This is a genomic window from Ornithinimicrobium faecis (assembly GCF_023923225.1).
Taxonomy (GTDB): Bacteria; Actinomycetota; Actinomycetes; order Actinomycetales; family Dermatophilaceae; genus Ornithinicoccus; species Ornithinicoccus faecis.
Genome location: NZ_CP099489.1, coordinates 16,512 through 38,721, shown reverse-complemented (window position 1 = coordinate 38,721; position 22,210 = coordinate 16,512). Strand labels below are relative to the sequence as shown.

The window sequence follows — 22,210 nt, the reverse complement described above, 5'->3', positions numbered from 1 at the left end:
ACGCCTCACGCTGATGTACGGGCGACGCGGCCCAGGGGTGCCACTCACGGACCGCGGCTCGGGCATGCCCTCCTCCCCGCCTGCTCTCTCATTGCCCACTGTGCCGGCGGTGCGTTCACGGACACGGCACGCATGGGCGCGTCTGCAGCCGGGAGCGGCCGAGGTGGAGGCGTTGGTGGTCAGCTGGCAGAGCACCGCTGATGGGTGGGCGGCCTGGGTGGTGTGTGCGGTTGAGGAGGACCAGGTGGTGACTGTGCGGCTGCCTGCTTCGCAGCTGCGTCCGGCCAGCTGAGGAAGGTCTCTGCTTCGAGTGAGTCCCTGAGCCCAGCTGCGCCGCCTAACCCGGATCGTTCACCGGGGGTCGGCGTGGTGAAACACCGAAGTGCTCCCTGAGCAGGGAAGACTTGGACTTGTCGAAGGTCCCAGGTCGCCCAGCAGGAAGCACTCGGTAAGTGAAGCGTACGTCGTGGTCGTCGGGGTTGTCTGTCTCTGCTGATGGTGTCGGCGTGGTGGCCCACGCGGGCAGCGTCGCGTTGCGGTTGTTGGCCGACCGAACGGGCTTGACTCGGGAGTTGTCCAAGGCGATGGCCCGGCGTCGTTTCGTCCCGGTCCATGACCGTGGCCGGGTCCTGGCCGATGTGGCGGTCATGCTCGCCGATGGTGGTGAGGCGATCGCCGACATCGACGTGCTGCGTCACCAGGGTGATGTGCTCGGACCGGTCGCATCGGCGCCGACGGTGTGGCGCACCCTGGATGAGGTGACCCCTGGCCGGGTGAAGAAGATCCAGGCCGCGCGGGCCAGGGTGCGTCGTCATGTGTGGTCCCAGTTCTCCGGCGGGGTGCCGGCCAGCAAGGTCGCCGGCAGCGACCTGGGCGACGTCGTGGTGTTGGACGTGGACGCCACGATCGTGATCGCGCACAGCGAGAAGGAGCATGCAGCGGCGACGTTCAAACGGACCTTCGGGTATCACCCGCTCGGAGTGTGGTGCGACAACACCCAGGAGTTCCTGACCGCGACGTTGCGGGCTGGGAACGCCGGGTCGAACACGGCCTCTGATCACGTGCAGGTCCTGACCGAGGCGATCGGGCAGGTCCCCGCCGCCCACCGCAAGCACCTGCTGGTCCGCTCCGACGGTGCTGGCGCCTCTCACCAGTTGTTGGACTGGTTGCACGAGCAGGGTCAAGTCCGCGGCCGCACCGTGGACTACTCGATCGGGTTCGCTATCACCGAACAGGTCCGTGCGGCGATCGATCAGGTGCCGAAGAAGATCTGGACTCCGGCCCTGGACGCTGACGGCGGCATCCGGCAGGGCGGTGACGTCGCCGAGCTGACGGGGCTGATCGGCGCGAGCGTGCTGGGCAAGTGGCCCGCGGGCATGCGCGTCATCGTGCGCCGCGAACGCCCGCACCCCGGTGCCCAGCTATCCCTTTTTCGAGGAGGCCGACGGGTGGCGCTACCAAGCGTTCGTGACCAACACCAAGATCGGACAACTCGCCTTCCTCGAAGCCCGGCACCGTGCCCACGCCCGCGTCGAAGACCGCATCCGCCACGCCAAGGACAGCGGGCTGGGACGGTTCCCGTCGCGAGAGTTCGCGATCAACCAGGCGTGGCTGATCCTGACGCAGATCGCCGCTGACCTGACCGCCTGGACGCGACTGCTCGCCCTGACCGGTGACGCTAAAGCCCTGGCATCCTGCGAGCCCAAAGCGCTGCGCTACCGGTTCCTGCACGTCCCCGCCCGGCTGGTCCACGGCGCGCGTCGACGACAACTCCGGATACCCGAATCATGGCCCTGGGCGGCACCGATCGTCGCCGTGTTCGCCAACATCGCCGCCATCCCACAACCCGCCTGACCCACACATCCGCCCCGACCCCAGGAACCCGGAGACCCGCAGCCCGGCAGCGCCAGCCGGACCATCGCCATGCCCTCCAAGCGCCACCGCGCCATCTCACCCAACGACGCGGGACTCAGCCTCCTCATGAATGACCGGGGCTAGTAGGTCGGACCCATCGCTGGTCGCTAGAACCTCAGAGAGGACGTGCGTCGGGAACTCGAGCAGACGAAGGGGTTCGTGGGCGAACTCTCCATGGACGATCTACGGCAGGGCTGCTGCCCTGACACGACCTACTCCCCCGGCGCTGGACCCCCCGGCCCCGCTCACGGATGCCCACCCGGAAGGGCGTGGTTCCCAAACTCCTGACGTTCCCCTTGCACAAGTACGATACCCAGGTGAACGCCGAGTACTTCAGGAGGAAGTACCCGAACCTGCCCGCGACGCGGTCGCGCACGAACTCATCAAGATGGCCGCTCGATACGCCAGTATCGCTGGTGGCATCCAACGCCGCCGCCTGCCCCGGAGCTATCGTCGGCTACCCGCCCCGGTCTGCTCCGCCCCGACGGACTTCACTCGTCGTTGATAGCCGGATCCACCTTGTGGCCGCGCAGGCCGCATGCGGACCCCCCGCGAGCTGTCCATCGGCGGAGGTGTTCCCGGGCTCTGTGCCGGTCGCAACGGAGTCGGGCAGACTTCCGTCATGAGTCCCTTCCCAAGTCTTGGCCAGATCTCGTTCACGAAGTTCACGTCTCCCGAAGCGACCGTTGAGGTGCTGAGCAAGGTCGTCCCCGGGCAGACAACAGGCCTGGACATCGAGACTGCTTTGTCCGCAGCGGGTCAACCGCCTCCGCTGTGGAACGACCTGCTCGCGTACGATCCGCCACTTGCCAACGCTAGGACCGCCGCAGGGCCGCAGGTCGCAGTCGACAATGAGTTGTTGCGGGCGAGCCGTGACGAGCGGGATGACAGGTTCCTGCTGCTGTGGGTAGCACTGAACTTGGCTGACCCGCGGCTCGACGACATCGTCCGTGAGGTCCTCACGGACAGCCAGGGGCACCTGAAGCCTGAGGAGGTCAACGCCTCGCGTCTGCGCCCGATCCTCGACAAGCGGCACGCGGACAGCATGGAGGATCTACCCCACGACACGAAGGCGACGTCGAACATCCTCAGTCTGATGGAGCGCTGCCGTCTGATCATCCCGGCCAAACACGGGGGGTCCATCGTCGGTATTGACCGCCCTCTTCCGACGCGCCATGCAGTGCCTGGCGCGGTGACGTTGATCTCGGAACGCCTCGCCGAGCAGGGGTTCCTCGCCGCGCCAGGGCGCGAGATCGACCTGGCCCTTAGCATCGGTGCTAACGCATGGCTGAATCTGTCCACGGACGAGTTCAGGGCAGCCTTTCACAGCCGACCGATTGCTTCTCAAGTGCAGAGCCAACGCGCCGCTCTTCCTAACTCGCTAGTTGAGCTCGCCTCGCAGTTGCGCCGCAAAGGCCAAGTCGTCCTGCAAGGGCCGCCTGGCGCAGGCAAGACCTACATCGCCAAGCAGTACGTGTCCTGGGTGACAGCGAACAGGTCCAGTGACAGTCGCCTTCAAGAAATCATCGACTCCCTCCCCGCCAACGAACGTACCGTCGCCGGCATCAGTGACGAAGTCCAACGACGTGGCCTCGCGGGGCTGTGGGACATCGTCCAGTTCCACCCCGGGTACGACTACACGGACTTCGTGCGCGCTCTCGCAGCGCAACCCCATGGCGAGGGAGTCACATTCGTACCCGAGCACCGTATCCTCAGCCTAATCTGCGCAATCGGGATGGAACTGGAGCGTCGCGCCTATGACATCGAGCTTGTGCTCGTTCTCGACGAGGTCAACCGTGGCGACATCCCCAACATCTTCGGGGAGCTGCTGTACGCACTTGAGTACCGCGGCCAGGCAGTGGCCACCCCTTACACCGTGGATGGGGACGGCTCCCTCACCATCCCAGACTCGCTCAGGGTCTTGGGCACGATGAACACCGCCGACCGGAGCATCGCGGTCATCGACTACGCCCTCCGGCGTCGCTTTGTGTTTCTCGATGTTGCCAGTACCCAGGATCCCATCACGACATACGGCTTCGATGACGAGGCCACCCGTGACGCGGCCCTGTACTTGTACTCAGCGACGGCCGATATGTTGAGCGGGGCAGCGTCCGGACTGCAGGTAGGCCCGTCCTACTTCCTCGCCGATCAGGACGGTTCCGCGTCTAGCCTTGAGGTCCTCGCAGGACGCTACGTATACGAGGTTCTCCCGCTTCTGACTGAGTACGAACTTGAGGGTGAACTCGACCCCAATGTCGTCACTGGACTACGGCAGAGAATCGGCCTGACCGACGGCTCCGCCCAGTTGGCGCACGCCAAGGAACTGGTCGACCACCTTGTCGGCAAACCATGGACCAACCAAGGTGATTCAGAGTCGTGACCCATCTCATCGAGGTTCGCGAGCACGGACGCGCACCTGTCCCCGAGGACGCGGCCGCGGAGACACCAGAGGAGTTCTGGTCGGGCGCTGACTGCAGCGTCACGAAGACCGCAGGCCACGACGGATGGGTATTGCGCGCAGGCAACAGGGTCGGCGTTACCCGTACCCAGACAGCCGCAGGCGAAGTGACCCTCCAGGTACGGCCGAAGCTCGAGACAGCCGACGTGTTCTTCATGGCTGACTACGCGTACGAACAGCGGCACGACCCGCTCCGACTCCTCGACAACGACATCGGACTCGAAGCCGTGCTTCGCGACCCGACCGCCTGCCTCCTTGTGTGGCATGTCCGCACCATTCGTCGGTTCGCCGCCCGCTGGCTCAGACGCGACTACCAGGCCCGGCACCAGGTCCTCAACGGCAAGGTCAAGGGGCGAATCCTCGTCAACAGGTACGTCACCGAGCATCTCGCGGTCGGAGACGCTGCGCGGATTCCATGCCGGGTCCAGGAACGCACTCAAGACACCCCGAACAACCGTCTCCTGAAGGCAGGGCTCCGGTACATTGCCGCAGTCAGCCACAATCTTCCGGTTCCAGCCGCCCGAAGGGCCGTGCTGCGGCAGGTCAATGCAGCGCTGCCGTTGTTCGCGCAGGTTACCGACATTCGTGTCTCACCCGCTGACATCCGAGCCACGTCAACCCGAGGCCCGCAGCGCCGCTATGCGAGCGTTTTGGCGGCGACGGTTGGCCTCCTCCAAGGCCGGCTCATGGGCGACGAGGTCTTGCCCGCGGATGGGACATCTGCGTTCATGTGGAGCATGCCTGTCCTGTTCCAGGAGGCAGTTCGCGGCATCATCGACTCCTCTCCCCACTTGACGCTTGACCCTGGCAAGCCCGGAGCCGCTCGCATCTACGACGCGGACGGGACTCGACGGAGGTCGTCCAAGGTCGACCCGGACCTCGTCCTGCGGGTCGGGGCCGACCGGACTCTGGTGATAGACACGAAGTACAAGGACGCCCTGCCCAGCGGTCATCTGCCCGACGAGGACGTGACCACCGTTGATGACCGCCACCGCATCAAGATCACCCGCGCTGACATCTACCAGGTCGTGGCCTACTGCCAACACGAGAGGTGGGTGAACTCCACGGGGGCGCTGCTGTACCCGCTCGTCCTTGCCCCTGGGGATCAACTCCCGGCCCCGATGGAAGTCCGAGGTTTCGCAACCCCTGTCTCTCTGTTGTTCATCGACATCGGCAAGAGCGCGGCCGCTAACCTCCCTTCATTCGTCCAGATGTTGCGCCAGCACGCTCAGGCAGAGTTGTCCTCAAGGGTCGGGTGAGCGACTCTATGGGAGGCCGATCTGGGCGTGCACCAGCACCGTGCTGGCCCGCGCCGTCACCGCGGGTCCTCAAGGGCTGTGCGCGTTCGCGAAGGTAGCCTCAACGGGTGACCGAGGAGACGTCCCTTCCAGCGCCTGCGGGGCTGCTGTTCGAGCCGACGGCCACGTTCCCGGACGGCTACACGATCGGTGTCACCCGGTATGCGGACCTGATCCTGCGGGACGCGTTCCCAGCCAGATTCGACGACTTGTGGTTGACGTTGGAGAACTACAGCATCGGGGCGGACGAGCTCGTCGCTGGCGGCGGGAACCGTGCCGGTCACACGGCACGGTTCGACGCGTCTCTCCAACGGTTCGGCTGGGGTAAGCGAAACATCACGATCGAAAAGTTCGTCGACGGTCGCCCGATCCACCGCACGCGTGGACATGAGATCGACATGTTTGGTGCTGGCCCGGGAGGAGCACCCGACCCATACCCTGGCGTTGGCGTCGAGATGGAATGGAACAACAAGGATCCGTTCTTCGACCGGGACCTGCTCAACTTCCAGGCGCTTCACCGTGAGGGTGCCCTCGCCGTCGGGGTGATCGTGACCCGCGGCCCCGACCTGCAGCAGATCATCGGTCCGACCATCTACGGCACATCCCGATCGCCGAAGTTCGGGCGGTCCACCACTCACTGGGACAAGCTCGTGCCGCGGGTAGAGCTGGGTGGCGGCGGGGAGTGTCCCCTCATCCTGATAGGAATACAGCCAGAGCGGATCGACGGGTTTGAGCCGATCGTCCAGGCGTACAGCGACCGGCGGCCGATCACTCGCGGCGACACGCTCGAAGCGTAGGGACAGCCAGTCCAACCCTGCTGTAAGATCTACTTAAGATAAATAGATCTTTAATCTGAGGAGACCCATGACAGCTGAAGCCACCGCCCCAAGCCTGCGCGCAACCGCTCCTCTCCGACTGGTGCAGGAGGCCCCTCCCATGCCGGAGATCGATGGTGGGTTCAAGACAGTCCTCGCAGACCCGCCCTGGCGGTTCACGAACCGCACAGGGAAGGTGGCCCCAGAGCACCGCCGGCTGGACCGGTACTCGACCATGGACCTCAAAGACATCTGCGACCTACCCGTCGCAGCCACCGTTGCAAAGGACGCGCACCTGTACCTGTGGGTGCCGAACGCGCTCCTACCCGAAGGCCTGAAGGTCATGGAGAGCTGGGGGTTCCGCTACGTCTCCAACGTCGTCTGGGCCAAGCGACGTAAGGATGGAGGCCCGGACGGGCGAGGTGTCGGCTTCTACTTCCGCAACGTCACCGAGATCATCCTCTTCGGCGTCCGCGGATCAATGCGTACCCTCGCGCCCGCTCGGTCCCAAGTGAACATGATCGAAACCCGCAAGCGCGAGCACTCCCGCAAACCGGATGAGCAGTATGACCTGATCGAAGCGTGCTCCCCAGGCCCGTACCTGGAGATGTTCGCTCGCCACCCCCGAGACGGATGGACCCTCTGGGGCGACGAGTCTGCCGAAGACGTGGCGCCTCGCGGGAGAGTGCACAGAGGCTACGCAGGCGGAGAGATCCAAGTCCCCCACATCGACCCTCACGTGCACCTCCCACAGCAGGCGCTCGACAAGCTCGGGGAGACCCTCCGCAAGCAGTACGAAAGAGGGTCATCCATCAGGGATCTGTCCGAACAGACTGGCTACTCGATCACGCGGGTCCGTACCCTCCTACATCATGCTGGAACCACGATCCGCGGCAGAGGGCGATCCAAGAAGGTGTGAACGGGCGATACGACGTACGTTGGCGCCCGGTCGGGCCAACGACGGAGATCCAAAGGAAGTGGTCGGAATCTAGAGGGATCAGAAGGGACCAGCGTCCAATCAGCGGTGCTACCGGGAGCTCAACCCTCGTGTGTTCCTGTTGTGGCGCGAGGCGCAGGACCGGCTGCAGAACCGTCGCTTGGCGGCGCCGAGGAGGGGGCAGAACTGGTTGCCGCACCAGGCGCAGGTGACGACTGTGCCGTGGCGTTGGGTGCCGCGTCGCGTGCGTGCGGTTTCGCGGATCGCGGCGAGTCCTGCTGGTGAGATTGAGTTGGGGCCGCCGCGTTGGGCGGCGCTGGCGGCGGCAGGGTTGCGCGCTTCGATGAAGGCGACACGGCCTGCGAAGGTTCGGCGGGCGTTCTCCTGGATGGTCGCCCGGGTTTCGGCCACGACGAGGCCGCGGCGTCCGAGTCCGTGCGCGTGCCGGTACTGGTCTGCGGTCATCCCGTGGGCTTTGTAGGCGTGGAGGCCGAGGTGGGTGAACCGGTGCCCGCAGTCGTGGCAGAGCAGCCCGTCGGCGTCTTCGTCGAGCACGCCGAAGACGCCGAACCCGTCAGGGTCACCCACCTCGCTGGACACGGCTGCCATCTTTCCTGGCCCGCAAGACTGATGCAACGCACCGACCCCTTCGTCCGCTGGCTGGTCCCAGGGCGTCGTGGCTGCCGACGCTCGGCTGCTTCGCCGAGGGCCATGATGTAGGAATATTCCTACTGACTTGGCGTAGGAGTATTCCTACCGTCAAGAGGTGCCCGAACCGTCCCCGATCGCTCGTGAAGGGCGGGCCGCGTTCGCGACGCAGTTGCGGGCGGTCCGGTTGGACCGAGGGTTGACGCAGGAGGCGGTCGCCCATGCGGCTGGTCTGGACCGGTCGTTCTACGTGGAGGTGGAGACCGGCAAGCACAGCATCGCGTTGGACCGGGTCTTTGACCTCGCTGAGGCTCTGCAGGTCAGCGCGAAGCAGTTAGTCCCTGACGTTCCCGTCGGCACACCCGCTGAAGACTGAACCTGAAGACCTGCGCGGCGGACTGTCGTGGCTTGCTGGAGGATGGCCCCCTGACCGTAGGGTCCACATTCTGCGAGGACCCTGCCACGAGAAGGCGAATGGGACCGTTGACTCTGACAGCCAGGTGGGGAGAGCTCGGTCAGGTCGCCTGCTTCTTGAAGTCGAGGAACCACGTGTCGTGGTCCAGGACCCACTTTTCGCCCGTGTGAATCATGCACGGGACCTTTGAGGCACGGACGCCACCGGCCCAGGCTCCCTCCTCGACGGGGATCTGTGCGTCGTCGTCCAGGCAGTACTCCCCGTCGTCGGCGACGTCCAGCGGGACCTCGGAAACGTCCATGGACGCCCACGACGCCCGAACGTCTTCGCTGGCTCCGCCAAGGGCGGACTCCACACCGCTGGCGCAGTCCTCGGTCCCAAGGTCCCTGACGAGGGACGCCTGGTCCTCGGCGTTGTAGAACCCGCAGATCGTGTCTGCGTCGCGTTCGGATAGAGCCGTGGTGAATAATCTCACCGCAGCCCGGTAGCCGGCCTCGTCAGCAGACAGATCGTCGGTCGCTGCGTCGCCGGGGCCTGAGCACCCGGCCAGGACCACCAGGGCAGCAGCAGCGGACAGCACCCCTGCGTAGGGTCTGATCTGGGTCAATCGCAAGGTCTGGTGCCTGGCCAACGGCTCTTTGCCGGACACGGCATCTTTGCCGCTGCCAGGGCTAGCGGACACCGCCATGACACCCGTCAACGTCTCCCCCAGACCACCCGCCCGGATGTACCTGCCAAATCTCATGAGCTTGCCTTCCTCACTCGTCCAGGGTGACGGTCACCCTGGCGCTGACTCGCCTGTGAGACGAGGTTCGGCCTCACCGTCTCGATGGTTCTGGCCCTGGCGTCGTGTGCACCCCACCCGACAAGCAATGTTGGAATGTTCCTACATTTCTTGTTTCGGCGCCATCGACCCGCTTGAGGTGTTCCGTCAGCCGTGGACCCTAGGGACTCTGGGCGACGCACTCTCCCTCCGCGTAGCCGTCAAGGGCCGGCTGCAGCTCCGGAGGATCGCGGATCGGTAGCCTCAGTGCGTGGATCTTGGTGCCAGCGCTCGGCACGAGCGCGCGAAGTTGGAAGCCGTCGAAGACGCAGCGGCAGTGCTTGCTCAGGTAGCGGCCGAGTACGAACGCGCACGCGAAGTCCGCGACCGGGCAGTGCGCGCAGCAGTCCAGGCCGGCGTCGCGTCCACCGCAGTTGCCCAGGCCGCGGGTCTCAGCCTCGGGCGCATATCCCATCTGACCCACGCTCCACCCCCTCGATGACTTGGCCCGTTCCAGGCGCGTCTCAAGCCAGGCCCGGTCCTATGCTGGGACGTGACCGGCGCCCGCCCGTGCCGGCCCCCCGATGAGTGACTGGAGGTCTGAGTGGCCACGCCGGTTCGTGCTGTGCTGTTCATCGGTGGCAGCGTGGCCACGGGTGTCACAGGTCTGGGCGCGGTAGTCGTCGGCGGTGTCCAAGTGAGGCGTGCTCACACCCAGATGCAAGCCCAGGCAACCCGATACGAGCAGCGCCACGACTCGCACCTCGCGATCGTAGACGACACGAGCCGCCTCCTTCAGATCCTCGGGGGATCCCAGGAGCGCGCGCTCCACGAGGTCATCTTCCGGATGAGGAACTTTCTGGAGAGCCACGCGAAGCAGGTAAAAGCCGACGAGCACCTGATCCTTGACGGTGTGGGCGCGCCCAACACCTACCTCCCGGCACTTAGGCGCTTGGACCCAGACGTCACGGGATGGGTCCGGGACGTCATCGACTCAGCTCTTGTTGGGGCTGCCACCCCTTCGGTCTTGAAGTCCACAGTGTCCCGCCTTGGGACGGCCAGTACAGGCACCTCCATCGCAAGCCTGCGAGGGGCCGCTGCCACCAACGCAACATGCGCCTGGTTCGCAGACGGCAGCATCGCGGCAGGGGGTGGCGGTAAGGAGTTCGGTGACATAGTCCTGAGAACCACGATGGTCGGACCAGCCCTGCTGGTGGCTGGGATCGCGATGAAGCGCCGTGGTACTGCGGCCCTGACAGCAGCCGAGGAAAATCGCACCGCGGTCGAAGTCTTGATCGCAGAGTTGAATCTCAGCGACGCACTCCATCGCGGTGTCCAGGCCAGAGCCAGGGAAGTGAACGACATTCTCGTGCGTCTGATCTCGGGTGCGACCGAAGCCCTCAACCTCCTAGAGTCCGAGGAATTCGCGATGGACCTGCACGCCACTCGTCTCCAACGTGCCCTGGTTCACGTCAAGGCAGTGCGTGATATCGCGACAGCGCCCATCGTCGACGATGACGGGAACTTGAACGTGGGGACCGAAGAGTTGGTCGTTAAGTACCGCACTAACCCAGAAGGAGAGACTGATGGCTCAGAAAGAGACGTCGGCGAACAAGAAGGCAGTTGAGCCAACGGCAATCACGGACCCAGTATCACACTCCATCAGCACGTTAGCAGACGGAAACGCGCTGGGCGCTTTGTCGAAGCTCGTCGAGGCCACCTTGGAAACGGTTCAGATTCATCAAGCCGAAAGCACGAAACGCGAGCGTCTTAGAACCTACCGCGAGACAGAGGTCGAACGAATCAAGGCTTCGGAGAGAGTCCTTCGCGACTATTTTGATCGTGTGTTCGACGAGCGTCGCGAGACTCACGAGCGGCTTTTCGCCAACCTCGATCTCGCACTCCAGGCTGGCGACGTTACGGCGATGCAGACAGTCGTGGGAGGGATCGTGGAGGTCGCAAGAACCTCTCCACTTGCAAGCATCGGAAATCTCGGTGAGTTGCGGCGTGCGATGGATGATCCCAATGCCGTCTTCGAACTGTGAACCAGGTTCCCCAATGGCTACGGGTCTGAGAAATCTGCCCGGAGTCTGGCCTGCAGACTCGCGTGATGCGTGCGCGGGTCGGCTACTCTTCGTCCGATGCTTCGGTCGGCATGGCTTGGGGCTTGAGCCACTCGCTGTCCGGGCGGGAAACCAGGCGGGCAACCGTGTAGGCCATCTCAAGGGTGAGGATCGTGTGGCCTCGATATGCAGTATCGCCGATGGCAGAGACAACCAGCGCGAGGTCTGCGGCCCCGCTGCCAGTCAGGTCAAGGGGTAGCAGGAACCCGTTCTCTTGCGTTCGCGGGTACCATTGCGGGACGACCATCTTGAAGTTTCGGCGTGTCCGCTTGAGGGTCAGGTCTACCGCGTGGTCGAGTGCCTGTCGTGCGCGACGTGGCTCAGTCGCGAGGTCCGAGGGGAATCGGTCGATGTTGTCGACCAGTATGTGGTCATACGCCAGTTTCAGGTCGCGATCCATATCGTAAACAAGGTCTGACGCCTTACTGGCGTAGGTCGCCATCTCGGGCGGGTTTGGGAAGTTGCGAAGAATGTCCCGGTCGGACTCGGTTGCCCATCTCCTGAACTTCCATTGTTGGGCGCGGGGGTTGTTGTGGTCGTTACGTTGGAAGAGACCAAAGATGTCTTCGGCATGGACCGTGAGCAGTCCGGTGTTGAGGGCAGCGAACTCACCATCTTCAGAGACGGCGATCTTCTCCTCCATCGTCAATCGCTGGTACGTGTATCGGATGTAACTGCCTAGAATGGGGAGGGGTCGGTCGCCCGCCCCGGCCCCTGTCCAGTCTTCTTCCTCTGCCAACTGCGCCAAGGCTTGGAGTGTGTGGGCCCATGCGCGTTGAGAAAGTTCCTGCGGATCTTCGATCCATTCTTCTCCCTTGTAACCAAAGAAGGCGAAGCGGCGGATCGTGTCGGGGCGGTGCCACTCTTCGTCCTCGCTGACCTCCCGGGGAGCCTCGGCGGGCCGCGGAGGCGAGAGTCGAGCGAGGTCAGCGGGTGAGGGGGTGTCCACGCTCCGTAGTGTAGGTGGAGGCTGGAAGCACGCTGTCGGTTCCCGTCCCGAGCGGATTGCCAGGGATCCTCCGGTCGCTGCAACTGGTGTTCCCAACCCAACCTCGCCCGTGGAGCCAGCGTCGTGGTCGGTCAGTCGTCCAGGGTTGACCTCCGGCACCTAGCTCGATCCAGCCCGAGGCTCATTCACGAGTTCGAGTACGTGGCAGAGTCAGTGTCATGCTGCGCTTGGAGGACATGGAGTTGGTCGCGAAGGACCGTCTGAACGCTTACACGGATCCGGCAAACCACTACGCGTTCCGCACGTACGACCGTGTCCCGGAAGGGCATGGGGACACCGTGCTTCCCGAGGACATCCTTGCCGCGAACCTGCTGAGCCTGCGGCTGTCCTGGAAGGAAGTGACGCCGCTGTTCGCGGACGGTACCGGACCGGCACAGGACCTGCTGGCCAGGCTGAACGACGCCCTCGTCGAGCTGCGCGAGGCACCCGCGTTTGAGGAGCATGATGACGTGGCCGCGTTGGAGGACACGCTCACGCCCCTCGCCACCGCCAACCGGGCTACGGAGAAGGTCAAGAACTGGACAGCCGTGACGGTGTCCAAGGTCCTCCACCGGCACCTGCCGCACACTGTCCCGATCATCGACAGCCGCGTGCGCGAGTTCTACGGGCTCCCGCGAACCAACGTCGCGGGGGTGCGCGCGGCACTGTTCGAGGACATCCGGAACAACGAGGACTGGCTATCCGACCTCGCGGCGGCCTACCACCGCCCCGACGGTCAGCCGCTGTCGCTGTTGCGGGCGGCTGACATTATCATCTGGACCCCGTGAAGCCGTGCAACACGGCCCCCACAGTGGACGCCGACGAGCCAGTAGCCGAGCCTGAAGACCAGCGCGCCGCTCGCCCGGAGCCTGAAGATCTGCCGCCAACACGCACCGGCGAAGACCGTCGGTGACCCGGCATCAGCCCGCTCCTTATGGGTGCTTATAGATGGCCCCATCTATAAGCATCCAGAAGAGGCCCGTCACGCCGCCGATGATCAGCACTCGTCGGTGCTCGGCCGACTCCCACGAGAACAAGCACCCACGGATGGAAACGTCGGGCGGCGGTGACCTTCCCGTCCTGGTGCGCGGCCGGGGACCCCGTCAACTTCGTGACTGCCTCGACAGTGCCGGCCTGTCGGTGGTCTCGCCGCCGCCCGACACTACCCAGGGTTGACGCTTCGCGAGGGGTGGTGGGGCGAACGAGACGGATCTGTGGATACCTCTGGTCGGACTGAGGTGGATGTGGATGGCCGAACGGTTCAGCTGGTCACTGAGTCCGCCTGCCGCCCGATCGAGTTCTGACTCTTACGGCGTTGCCCCGCTGCCACCGCGACGCTGGGACATCGGGACCCAAGCTTTGGCTTCCGCCCTCGCGCTGCGATGTCCGCGCGGATGCATCCAGGGCGGGCGCACGGGAGCGCCTTGATGTGTAGCGAACTCGGGGGCCAGTGGCATACGGTTCAATCGGCTGGAGGAGTCGTCATGCACGGAGGGGTCGAGATGACGGGACTGAACCTGGGTGGCTACCCGGCGCGGAAGTGTCCGCGTGTAGTCCACAACGAGAACATGCCTGACAAGCCCGAACCCGCCGATCCCCCGGCTCAGTTGCTGCAGCTCTTCGATGCGGGACGCGCGTTCGAGTCCGACGTTATTGAGAGCCTGCGAGACGTCTTGGGTTCCCGCGGCACGTTCCTCACCGAGGCCGACGGTTCGTGGACCGCGAACGTCGACGCGACCATGGCTGCGATGAGGCACGGGGACGAGGTGATCGTCGGAGGCCGGTTGCCGAGCGTCATGGGCCGGGCGGGCGCGCCCGATGTTCTCGTCCGCACGGACACCGATCCCAGCAGTCCGGTGTACGTCCCGGTCGACATCAAGAATCACCACACAACGAAGGAGGCGAAGCGGGGGACGCTTCCACACTCATCCCTGTCCCAGCCAACATCGCGGGAGTCCTCGCCGGGGAGGAGTAACCGGGGGAGCTACTGGCGTAACGATGTCATGCAGTTGGCGCACTACACGCGGATGCTTCAAGACCTCGGGTTCCACCCGGGTGACGACTGGCTATGGGGCGGCATCATCGGCACCGAAACCTCGGACGACCAGGGGGAGCGCTGGTATGGGATCACCTGGTACGACCTGACCCAACCAGGGGAGAAGACGTTCTCAACCTCAGATCCATCTGGACGCCGTATGAGGACCCCGCTCGAGCGGTACGACCATGAGTTCGCGTTCCGCCTCAAGGTTGCGAAGGCAGCACGCGACGGACAAGAGCTGGTGCGACCGATCGGAACTGACGAGTGCTTCACCTGCGTGTGGGCTAGCTACTGCGAGCAGATCGTAGGACCTGATGACGCAGGGTTCGCGCTAAGTCACGGTCGACTCCGGACACGTGAGTGGCAATACCTCGCGTCCCGCGGGGTGACCACCCTGCAAGACCTCGCGTCACTCGAAGTGGATGCTGACCTCCTGGCCGGGTTCGTCCGGCATGCCGACACCCGACAAGGTCCGGGCAAGGCGACCGAGGCGTTGCACGCGGCGATCACGAAGGCGCGCATGACCGTTGCCGACGTCGACATCGAACCCGTCGGGGACACGTGGCCTGTCGTCCCGACCGCCGATGTCGAGGTCGACTTCGACATCGAATGGGACCGGGCCGGCCGCATCTACCAGTACGGGTTCCGCGTCCGGCAAGGTACCGACGACATCACCGCAACCTACGACCCCGTGGTGTCCTTCGAACCTCTCGACGACGACGGTGCAGCGGCCTTGGCCACTGAAGCGGCGGACAAACTCGCTGCGCTCATCTCGGATGCTGAGCAGGACGGCTTCTCGCTCACCATCTACCACTGGACTCATCCAGAGGTCAGCAAGACCGGCAAGTTTGATGACCTCGCGTCGCTCCTCGCGGGCCGGACACTCGACCTTCAGGGCTGGGTCCAGAAGGAGTTCGTCGCACGTAGTTCCTTTTCGCTCAAGGACGTTGCACCGATCTTCGACTTCCAGTGGGGCGTCGACGATGCTGGCGGGTTCGCGTCGATGGATCAGATCGAGCACGCCCGCAGGTCCGGCCCCGAAGCCGAAGCGGCGCGAGCCTGGTGCCTGACCTACAACGAGGCTGACGTAGCTGCACAGGCGGCGATCCGAGACGGTTTGCGTCTGAAGGCGCAGCAGTCTCACGAGGCCAAGGGTGACTTCGGCGGCGTGACACTTGCGTAGCACTTCAGGGCGACCGATGGCTGACAACTTCGCCAGCCAGGTCGGGCCCGAGGTGCCGCCCCGTGCTCCCGGGATCAGTACAGTTGCGGGATGGGCCAGTTCACGACGTCCGGCAACTCTCGCTCGACTTCACTGGCCCTGCCGCACGCACGACTCAGTGGCTGGCCGTCGGGCGTTCACCATCGGTTGAAGGAGTAGCGGCATGCCCAAGGGGAGGCAGTCGAAGGTCCACGCCCGGGACGGGACGAACAGTTGGGTCATCCTCATGGCCGTCGGAGCGATCCTTCTCGCTCTGTTCCTCTTCTGGTTCTCGAACACAGACTGGTTGGCAGGCCACAGAGCTTGGCAGTCAACGCTGAACCAGGTCGCTGGTCTTGTCGTCGCCACTGGCCTCCTGGGTGTGGCATGGGAGCTGCTCGGCAAGCGGCGCTTCGCGGAGGAGGTGCTCGCAAAGGCCCGTCTCAGCACGGATGTGGTCGACGCTGGCATCATCCGCGTCACAGACCAGTACCTGGACGAGGTTGAGTGGGCGGAACTGTTCGACGACGTTAACAAGTTGGACATCGTGGTCGCTTACGGCAGGACTTGGCGGAACAGCCATGCACAGCGACTACAGAAGGTGGCTTCACGCTCGGGCACGAGGATGCGGGTTTTCCTGCCGGATCCTAACGACGATGACACGATGCGAGTGATGGGTGAGCGCTTCAACATGACCCCGGACGTCGTGAAACAGACGGTTCGGGAGGCGATCACCGACTTCAGCACCTATGCGACGGCGGGTCAAGGGAAGGTGGAGGTGTACGTGCGCCCCGGGGACGCGGTGTTCAGTTGCTACCGCTTTGACGGCCGCGCAGTGCTGACGCTGTACTCGCACGCGAAGGAGCGTCGGACCTCTGTGCCAACCTTGGTCGTGCGAGGCGGTCAGCTCTTCAACTTCGTCTACGGAGAGATCAAGGCCATCAAGTCGCAGAGTCAGCGGGTTCCGCCCGCACCGAAGAGTGGAGGTTCCTGATGATCGACGTAGGTGCTGCTGTCAGCGTCATCCGAGGGGACCTGAGCCAGGAGTGGCTCGACGCTGCTGTCAGGGTGGGACGGGTTGCCTGGGACATCGAGACCTCCGGCTTGGACTGGCGCACGGATCGTATCGGCACCTGCCAACTCGGCGTGGACGGGCGAGTGGTCGTTGTCGTCCTCGACGTCGAAGTGCCACCCGTCCGCCTAGGCGAACTCCTTGAGCGCCACGACGTGACCAAGGTGTTCCATCACGCCCCCTTCGACCTCCGGTTTATGGCGCACCAGTGGAGAGTTGCACCGGTCAACGTGGCGTGCACGAAGATCGCGTCCAAGATCCTCGATCCACGGGCCGACCCGGCGGAGCACAGCCTCATGCCGGTACTGCGCCGCCACCTGAGCGTGCACATCACCAAGGACCAGCAAGTCTCTGACTGGCTGGCGCCAAACCTTACTGATGACCAAGTGCGGTACGCGGCCGCAGACGTCGCGCACTTGTTGGACCTACTGGACGTGCTTACAGCGCGCTGTGAGGCACTCGGACTGCACGCTCTCCTCCGTGCGTCGTTTGAGTACCTTCCCAGTCGAGTCGCGCTCGACCTCCACGGAAGCGGTGACGTGTACTCGTACTAGGAGGGAGACCGTGTCAGACCTTGGGTAGGCTGCCGTGCCGCGCTCAGCACCGGCAGGGTGACGCCGGTCGGCAGCGTGCCCCACAACACTCGCCGCGCTATCCAGCCTGCGGAGACCGAAGGATCAGGCGCTTGACGAGACAGGAGTCCGCACGTGAACGCGGATGAATCACAGCAGGATCGCGACAGCACCTCACCTAGAGAGGACGTGCGTCGGGAGCTCGAGCAGACGAAGAAGTTCGTGGGCGAACTCTCCATGGACGATCTGCGGCAGGGGACCTGGTTCCCTAAACTCCTGACGTTTTCGCTGCACAAGTACGAGACCCAGGTGAACGCGGAGTACTTCAGGAGGAAGTACCCGAACCTGCCCCCCGACGCGGTCGCGCAGGAACGCATCAAGATGGCCGCTCGATACGCCAGCATCGCTGGTGGCCTCAACGCCACCGCCTACACCGGGGCCATCGTCGCAACCATCGGCAGTCACGGTGGAGCCTCACCCCTCACGCTGCCAGCAGCAGCGGCCTCCTTCACGGTCGACCTTGTCTACACCTCCCAGCTCCAACTTCGACTGGCCTACGATCTCTCCGTTCTGTACGGCGTGCCGCTGGACCTGGACGATCCAGACGATCTTTGGAAGCTGATCAGGGTCGCCTTCGTCGTAAAGACGGGCGAGGTCGGGACTGACGTCCTCGTGAAGGGAGTCCCAGTCGTCCTGCGACCGCTTGTGAAGAAGGTCTTCAGCGGTGCGACCCTCGCAACGCTCAAGGGCCTCCCGGGAGTCGGCAAGTACCTACTCCAGCGGAACATCATCAAGATGGCGATCCCAGGGGTCGGTGTCCCGCTCGCAGCAGGCGTGAACTTCTGGACAACTAAGGTGGCCGGCAAGTACGCGAAGAACTCCTTCCGCCGGGAAGCCAGGATCATGGAGGAGGCGGGCCGTATCACCTCCCGGACCCGCCTCCATCCAGAGCTCCTGTGGGTCCTCTGGCTGGTCGTGCACTCAGACACTGCTTCCAGCACCGGCCAAGTCAGTCTGCTTCACCACGTCACACTTCGGGTCAACGACTCTGCTGAAGTGCAGGAAGCACTAGAGCAAATGCGCGCCGTGATCGAGGTGGACCCCGACCACGTCTGGGCGATGCTGGCCGCTGCCGACGGAGACCTCGAGCCGCTGTATGCAGCATCTCTCACGGCCGCCGTCGTCGACGGGAAAGTGCGCGACAAGCAGCTTCAGGTGCTCGAACTCGTCGCGGACCGTTGCGGCGTTTACCACAGCACAGAGGCAGTGCAGGAGGCTGCTCTACGCTGGCAGTGACTCCTAGCCTGCCGACCGGCGACATCAAGGTGGGGCCCACTGTCTCGGCCCAGCCTGACATGCCGGTGGCGACGCTTACGCCCGCCTGCATCAAGCTCGTTGTCAGGAACCGACTAGGTTCCAACCATGGACGAGGACCCATGGCTGGCTCGGATCCAGCGAGCCGTGGACGCAGTCCACGGCTGGGAGGACCGCACACAACGGCCGGAAAGTCCAGACCCGGGCAGCGCTCTCGCCGGTGATGATCAACTCAATCCGCAGCACCCGGCGAGCCTGGTGGCCTGGTCAAGCATCGGAACAGCAGTCGACCATCTTGGACTGGCAGCTGACTCGCTCGAGCGCGAGGGCGGTGCTCGGCTACGCCCCACGGCCTTCTACACAGTCTGTCGCTCAGCCCTAGTTGCGGCCAGCCAGGCAGTTTGGGTGATGACTGGCAACAGGCAGGCTCGCCTTCAGCGGGTGCGGTGGTGCGAGGCCGAAGAGCACCTTGGTAGGAGCCAGTTGCTTCGCGACTACTTGAACGAGTCAGCGTTCCAAGCCGATGTGAGCCCCGAGTTCCATCGCGAAGTCGGGGATCTTCGTGACCGCAGCGTCGAACGTCGGAAGCGAGTGCTCGCAGAGATCAACGGGAAGTCGTTCACAGTGACCGGGATGCTGCAGGACGTTGCCGCGATCGTTGCTGCCGACGACCCCTGGTTAGCGAGGGCATACGCCTTCGAGTGGCGGATGTCCAGCGGTGGTGCCCACGCGAGACTCTGGCCTCAGGAGCTGCGACCCGGACACAAACTTCCTGTTCTGGGCACGTCGACGACGTTGAGGTACACCACCGGATCGACCGAGACTTATGGCCAGTCGCTCGGCGCAGCGACCCTGGTAACCAGTGAAGCATTCAGGCTGTGGGATGAACGCCGGGTCAGTTCGGCGACGACCGATAGCGACTGACGCCGGTCCCTGTCTTGCCGTGCAACAGACCGGGGTCCTCAGTCAGAGTCTGTAAAGAGCACACCTGTCGGGACGCCGAGCGCCGCGGCTAGGGGGCGGACGAAACTGACGGCTAGGTCGTGCTCGCCGTTCTCGACCTTGCTGAGGGTGACCCGTGACATGCCGGCAGCCTCGGCTACGTCCGCCTGCTTCAAGCCTCGCGCCCGGCGGACCTCACGCACTTTGTGACCGAACGTCTCACGCTCCAGCCGCTTGAGCTCGCGACGCTCCTCAGTGCTCGACATCGAACCCAAGCCCTGCAAGTTGATCATGCTCCCAGCGTCCCGCAAGCAACTGACAGGCGTCCTGACCTCTCACGGTGACCTGCTCTCAACGCGCGTCCGGTCGCCTCCCGGTCGCTCTGGAACCATCTGGGTGTACCGACGCAGATCGCTGGCGTGCGACTGCATACTGGCTGGTCAACGGCTTGGAGGACCGTTTTAACTAGGGTCCTCCAAGACCGTTAACCAGCCAAAGGGTGGAGACTAGGGGGCTCGAACCCCTGACCCCCGCCTTGCAAAGGCGGTGCTCTACCAGCTGAGCTAAGTCCCCTTGTTCAATTTTTTCAGGTGTTCAGTTGCTGCTCGGCGCTTGGTCGGTCACACCGTCCGTCGCCTCGGCCCACAGGTCGCGCTCGGCCTGCTGGTCCTGCATCTTCTTGGCCACAGCGAGGGCTCCCGCAGCAACGGCGACCATGGCCAGCAGACGCTTCATGCAGACTCCTCAGTTGTGATCAGTGCCCGAACAGGATACCTGCGGGGGACCGATTGCTCCTAAATCACGGCCCTGAGAGCCTCGAACACGCCAGAGCTGATGGCTTGCGTGCCGCCCATGACCACGGCTGTCGCCGGCTCCCTGGACTCCAGGACATCGACAACCGCCCTCGGCAGGTGGTCCGGCTGCGTGAGCAGCACCGGTCCGCCCGGCCCGTGTCCTGGCCCCTGACCGGCGGCCAGTGCATCGGGGAAGTCCAGCCCCGTGGCGACCAGGACGCTGGTCGCGTCCGGGTCGCCATAGGCACGTGCCAGGTCCGCCGACGTCTCGTAGCGGTTGTCACCGGCAACCCGCCTCACGTCCGCGTCTGGGAGCACGGCGCGCAGGCGTGCCTCGACGGTCGAGGACACCACCGTCTCGCCGCCGACGATGACAACCTCGGCGGGTTGCGTGGCAACGAGCGCGTCCTGGCTCGCGCTGGGGAGGTGGTTCTTCTGGGTCAGCAGCAGCGGCCAGTCCCCGGCCCTGGCCACCCCGCCGACGCTGACGGCGTCGGCCCAGGCGTTCCCCGACGTCACGAAGACCCGGGTCAGCGAGCTGTCGCCACGCTCGAACTCGGCGAGCTTCGCCGTCGTCTCATAACGGTCCGTCCCCGCCACTCGACGCATGGCCGCCCGGGGCAGGGTGTCCCGCACCTGCTCGGCGACAGCGCCGCTGATGGCGGACGTGCCTCCGACGAGGATGACGCGGTCGGGGGCCAGTTGACGCAGCGCGTCGCGGGTGGGGGCAGGAAGCGAACCCTGACGGGTCAACAGCAGGCGGTCCTCGCCGGCACGTGACCCTGCGGCGAGAGCGTCTGGTGCATCGACACCAGTCGCGAGATAGACCGTGTCGACGTCGCGCGGGTTGCCTTCGAGCGCCAGTCGCGCGGCGGTCTCGTAGCGATCTGCGCCGGCGTGCCGGTAGGTCGGGGCTGACGGGTCGTTCTCGACGATCCCGGCGCGATAGAGCTGGGCCGCGATCGGGTCGGCGAGAGTCTTGGCATAGGACGTCGTGATGTGGCTAGCGACGCCTGTGACCTGGACACCTCCAATGACCCCTGGGCAGGCGCCGAGGTCATTGTCCGGACAGACCCATGGCTCCAAGTCGACAAAGCTGACCTGGTCGTCGCGCAGGGCTCGTGCCTGTGCCGCCTCGTTGAGGACCTGGATGCCGCCCGGCTCATGCTGATAGCTGCACTCCTGATAGTTGGCCGGAAGGTCATCGAGGCAGTCCACGGCCGAGGTCCCCACCACGATGCCCGGACTCTCCCACAGCACCGCGACGTGACCGGCCCCCGCCGCGAGCAGGTCAGCGATGACCTGATCCTGCTCAGCCGGGGTCGTGGGACTGGCCGGCTCGTTATACGTGGGCGCGAACGCGACCAGGTCCGGATCGCGCTCGTCGACCAGGTCAAGGACCGCGTCATTGAAGGTGTCGCACTGCGGATAATCCAGGACCTCCAGGCCCGGCAGGAAGGCGCAGGAGCTCTTGGTGTGGATCGTGACGCGCCAGCCCTCCCGCTCGGCGACCTCCACCAGCGGGTCGGCCCACTGCCCCGTCTTGCTGGAGCCCACCAGCCACAGGTCGAACTCACCATCGGGGTCGCCATAGACGCAGCCGATCGGCTCGGTCCGCTCCCTCGCGCCGTGGCAGCGTCCCCAGTCCTCACTGCCCTGTTTGGTGTCGTGGTAGTACTCCGGGCGGTCGTTGCGGGCTTGCTCCGCGGTCTCCGGGATCAGCGGCCCATCCTTGGTCAGCGCCGACGAGACGTCGTGGGCCGGGAGATACCAACTGCCGTCCGTGAGCGCCTCGGCCCCCTGCCCCGGATCCGGGTCGTAGCCAGCGGCCGGAGCGGCGGTCGGCAACGCCACCACCAGGGCCAGCCCGGCCACACCAGCGAGGACCCGCCTGCCCCATGCACCGAACCCCACGTGC

General features: G+C 64.8%; 20 protein-coding genes, 1 tRNA gene and 1 pseudogene. 14 read left to right on the top strand and 8 right to left on the bottom strand.

The features are described from left to right. The first annotated feature begins 452 nt into the window (after positions 1 to 452). The 5 genes and pseudogenes from NF556_RS00175 to NF556_RS00155 all read left to right on the top strand — a co-directional run bounded on the left by NF556_RS00175 (position 453) and on the right by NF556_RS00155 (position 7,404). A pseudogene (locus NF556_RS00175) lies at positions 453 to 1,854 on the top strand (IS1380 family transposase). Positions 1,855 to 2,536: 682 nt separating this feature from the next. After that, positions 2,537 to 4,294: an McrB family protein gene (locus NF556_RS00170; protein ID WP_252593484.1), complete on the top strand. Its 1,758-nt coding sequence runs from the start codon at positions 2,537 to 2,539 to the stop codon at positions 4,292 to 4,294. After that, entirely contained in the window at positions 4,291 to 5,631 is a 1,341-nt protein-coding gene (locus tag NF556_RS00165) for an McrC family protein (RefSeq protein ID WP_252593482.1), read from the top strand. The genes NF556_RS00170 and NF556_RS00165 overlap by 4 nt, the downstream gene beginning before the upstream one ends. A gap of 107 nt (positions 5,632 to 5,738) precedes the next feature. Beyond that, positions 5,739 to 6,467: a BglII/BstYI family type II restriction endonuclease gene (locus NF556_RS00160; protein WP_252593480.1), complete on the top strand. Its 729-nt coding sequence runs from the start codon at positions 5,739 to 5,741 to the stop codon at positions 6,465 to 6,467. A 139-nt stretch (positions 6,468 to 6,606) separates the two neighbouring features. Then, positions 6,607 to 7,404, top strand: a complete 798-nt coding sequence (locus NF556_RS00155; RefSeq protein ID WP_252593478.1) for an MT-A70 family methyltransferase — start codon at positions 6,607 to 6,609, stop codon at positions 7,402 to 7,404. 108 nt (positions 7,405 to 7,512) lie between these two features. On the opposite strand, the gene NF556_RS00150 is transcribed toward NF556_RS00155, so the two are convergent. Beyond that, positions 7,513 to 8,022, bottom strand: coding sequence for a hypothetical protein (locus tag NF556_RS00150; protein WP_252593476.1), 510 nt, complete (start codon positions 8,020 to 8,022; stop codon positions 7,513 to 7,515). Between the two features lie 166 nt (positions 8,023 to 8,188). Here NF556_RS00150 and NF556_RS00145 point away from each other — a divergent pair, with 166 nt between their 5' ends. After that, the gene (locus tag NF556_RS00145; RefSeq protein ID WP_252593475.1) at positions 8,189 to 8,446 is read left to right on the top strand and encodes a helix-turn-helix domain-containing protein; all 258 of its coding nucleotides are present in this window, start codon (positions 8,189 to 8,191) and stop codon (positions 8,444 to 8,446) included. A gap of 139 nt (positions 8,447 to 8,585) precedes the next feature. Here NF556_RS00145 and NF556_RS00140 read toward each other — a convergent pair whose 3' ends face one another. Together NF556_RS00140 and NF556_RS00135 are read right to left on the bottom strand one after the other, a co-directional pair. Further along, entirely contained in the window at positions 8,586 to 9,092 is a 507-nt protein-coding gene (locus NF556_RS00140) for a hypothetical protein (RefSeq protein WP_252593473.1), read from the bottom strand. 337 nt (positions 9,093 to 9,429) lie between these two features. After that, positions 9,430 to 9,723 carry a hypothetical protein gene (locus tag NF556_RS00135; RefSeq protein WP_252593471.1) on the bottom strand — a complete coding sequence of 98 codons (294 nt, stop codon included), beginning with the start codon at positions 9,721 to 9,723 and terminating at the stop codon, positions 9,430 to 9,432. A gap of 129 nt (positions 9,724 to 9,852) precedes the next feature. On the opposite strand from NF556_RS00135, the gene NF556_RS00130 reads away from it, so the two are divergent. Next, the gene (locus NF556_RS00130) at positions 9,853 to 10,875 is read left to right on the top strand and encodes a hypothetical protein (RefSeq protein ID WP_252593469.1); all 1,023 of its coding nucleotides are present in this window, start codon (positions 9,853 to 9,855) and stop codon (positions 10,873 to 10,875) included. Next, a complete protein-coding gene (locus NF556_RS00125; protein ID WP_252593467.1) occupies positions 10,835 to 11,293 on the top strand; it encodes a hypothetical protein in 459 nt (152 codons plus the stop codon). Before NF556_RS00130 ends, NF556_RS00125 begins: the two co-directional genes overlap by 41 nt. An 82-nt stretch (positions 11,294 to 11,375) precedes the next feature. Here NF556_RS00125 and NF556_RS00120 read toward each other — a convergent pair whose 3' ends face one another. Beyond that, positions 11,376 to 12,320: a DUF3825 domain-containing protein gene (locus tag NF556_RS00120; RefSeq protein WP_252593466.1), complete on the bottom strand. Its 945-nt coding sequence runs from the start codon at positions 12,318 to 12,320 to the stop codon at positions 11,376 to 11,378. A 218-nt stretch (positions 12,321 to 12,538) separates the two neighbouring features. Here NF556_RS00120 and NF556_RS00115 point away from each other — a divergent pair, with 218 nt between their 5' ends. The 6 genes from NF556_RS00115 to NF556_RS00090 all read left to right on the top strand — a co-directional run bounded on the left by NF556_RS00115 (position 12,539) and on the right by NF556_RS00090 (position 19,480). After that, positions 12,539 to 13,147: a DUF6308 family protein gene (locus NF556_RS00115; RefSeq protein WP_252593464.1), complete on the top strand. Its 609-nt coding sequence runs from the start codon at positions 12,539 to 12,541 to the stop codon at positions 13,145 to 13,147. A gap of 714 nt (positions 13,148 to 13,861) precedes the next feature. After that, positions 13,862 to 15,580 (top strand): ribonuclease H-like domain-containing protein, encoded by a 1,719-nt coding sequence (locus tag NF556_RS00110; protein WP_252593462.1) that lies wholly within the window; start codon positions 13,862 to 13,864, stop codon positions 15,578 to 15,580. Positions 15,581 to 15,782: 202 nt separating this feature from the next. Next, positions 15,783 to 16,592 carry a DUF2157 domain-containing protein gene (locus NF556_RS00105; protein WP_252593460.1) on the top strand — a complete coding sequence of 270 codons (810 nt, stop codon included), beginning with the start codon at positions 15,783 to 15,785 and terminating at the stop codon, positions 16,590 to 16,592. Beyond that, the gene (locus NF556_RS00100; protein ID WP_252593457.1) at positions 16,592 to 17,224 is read left to right on the top strand and encodes a 3'-5' exonuclease family protein; all 633 of its coding nucleotides are present in this window, start codon (positions 16,592 to 16,594) and stop codon (positions 17,222 to 17,224) included. The genes NF556_RS00105 and NF556_RS00100 overlap by 1 nt, the downstream gene beginning before the upstream one ends. Before the next feature lie 153 nt (positions 17,225 to 17,377). Continuing rightward, the gene (locus NF556_RS00095; protein ID WP_252593454.1) at positions 17,378 to 18,538 is read left to right on the top strand and encodes a hypothetical protein; all 1,161 of its coding nucleotides are present in this window, start codon (positions 17,378 to 17,380) and stop codon (positions 18,536 to 18,538) included. A 126-nt stretch (positions 18,539 to 18,664) separates the two neighbouring features. Next, entirely contained in the window at positions 18,665 to 19,480 is an 816-nt protein-coding gene (locus NF556_RS00090) for a hypothetical protein (RefSeq protein WP_252593452.1), read from the top strand. 38 nt (positions 19,481 to 19,518) lie between these two features. Here the strand turns inward: NF556_RS00090 and NF556_RS00085 are convergent, their stop codons facing one another. The 4 genes from NF556_RS00085 to NF556_RS00070 all read right to left on the bottom strand — a co-directional run bounded on the left by NF556_RS00085 (position 19,519) and on the right by NF556_RS00070 (position 22,206). Beyond that, a complete protein-coding gene (locus NF556_RS00085) occupies positions 19,519 to 19,791 on the bottom strand; it encodes a helix-turn-helix domain-containing protein (RefSeq protein WP_252593451.1) in 273 nt (90 codons plus the stop codon). Positions 19,792 to 19,998: 207 nt separating this feature from the next. After that, positions 19,999 to 20,071 (bottom strand) — tRNA-Ala (locus tag NF556_RS00080). A 21-nt stretch (positions 20,072 to 20,092) separates the two neighbouring features. Continuing rightward, entirely contained in the window at positions 20,093 to 20,233 is a 141-nt protein-coding gene (locus NF556_RS00075) for a DLW-39 family protein (RefSeq protein ID WP_252593448.1), read from the bottom strand. Between the two features lie 59 nt (positions 20,234 to 20,292). After that, positions 20,293 to 22,206 carry a cell wall-binding repeat-containing protein gene (locus NF556_RS00070; RefSeq protein WP_252593446.1) on the bottom strand — a complete coding sequence of 638 codons (1,914 nt, stop codon included), beginning with the start codon at positions 22,204 to 22,206 and terminating at the stop codon, positions 20,293 to 20,295. Between the last annotated feature and the right edge of the window lie 4 nt (positions 22,207 to 22,210).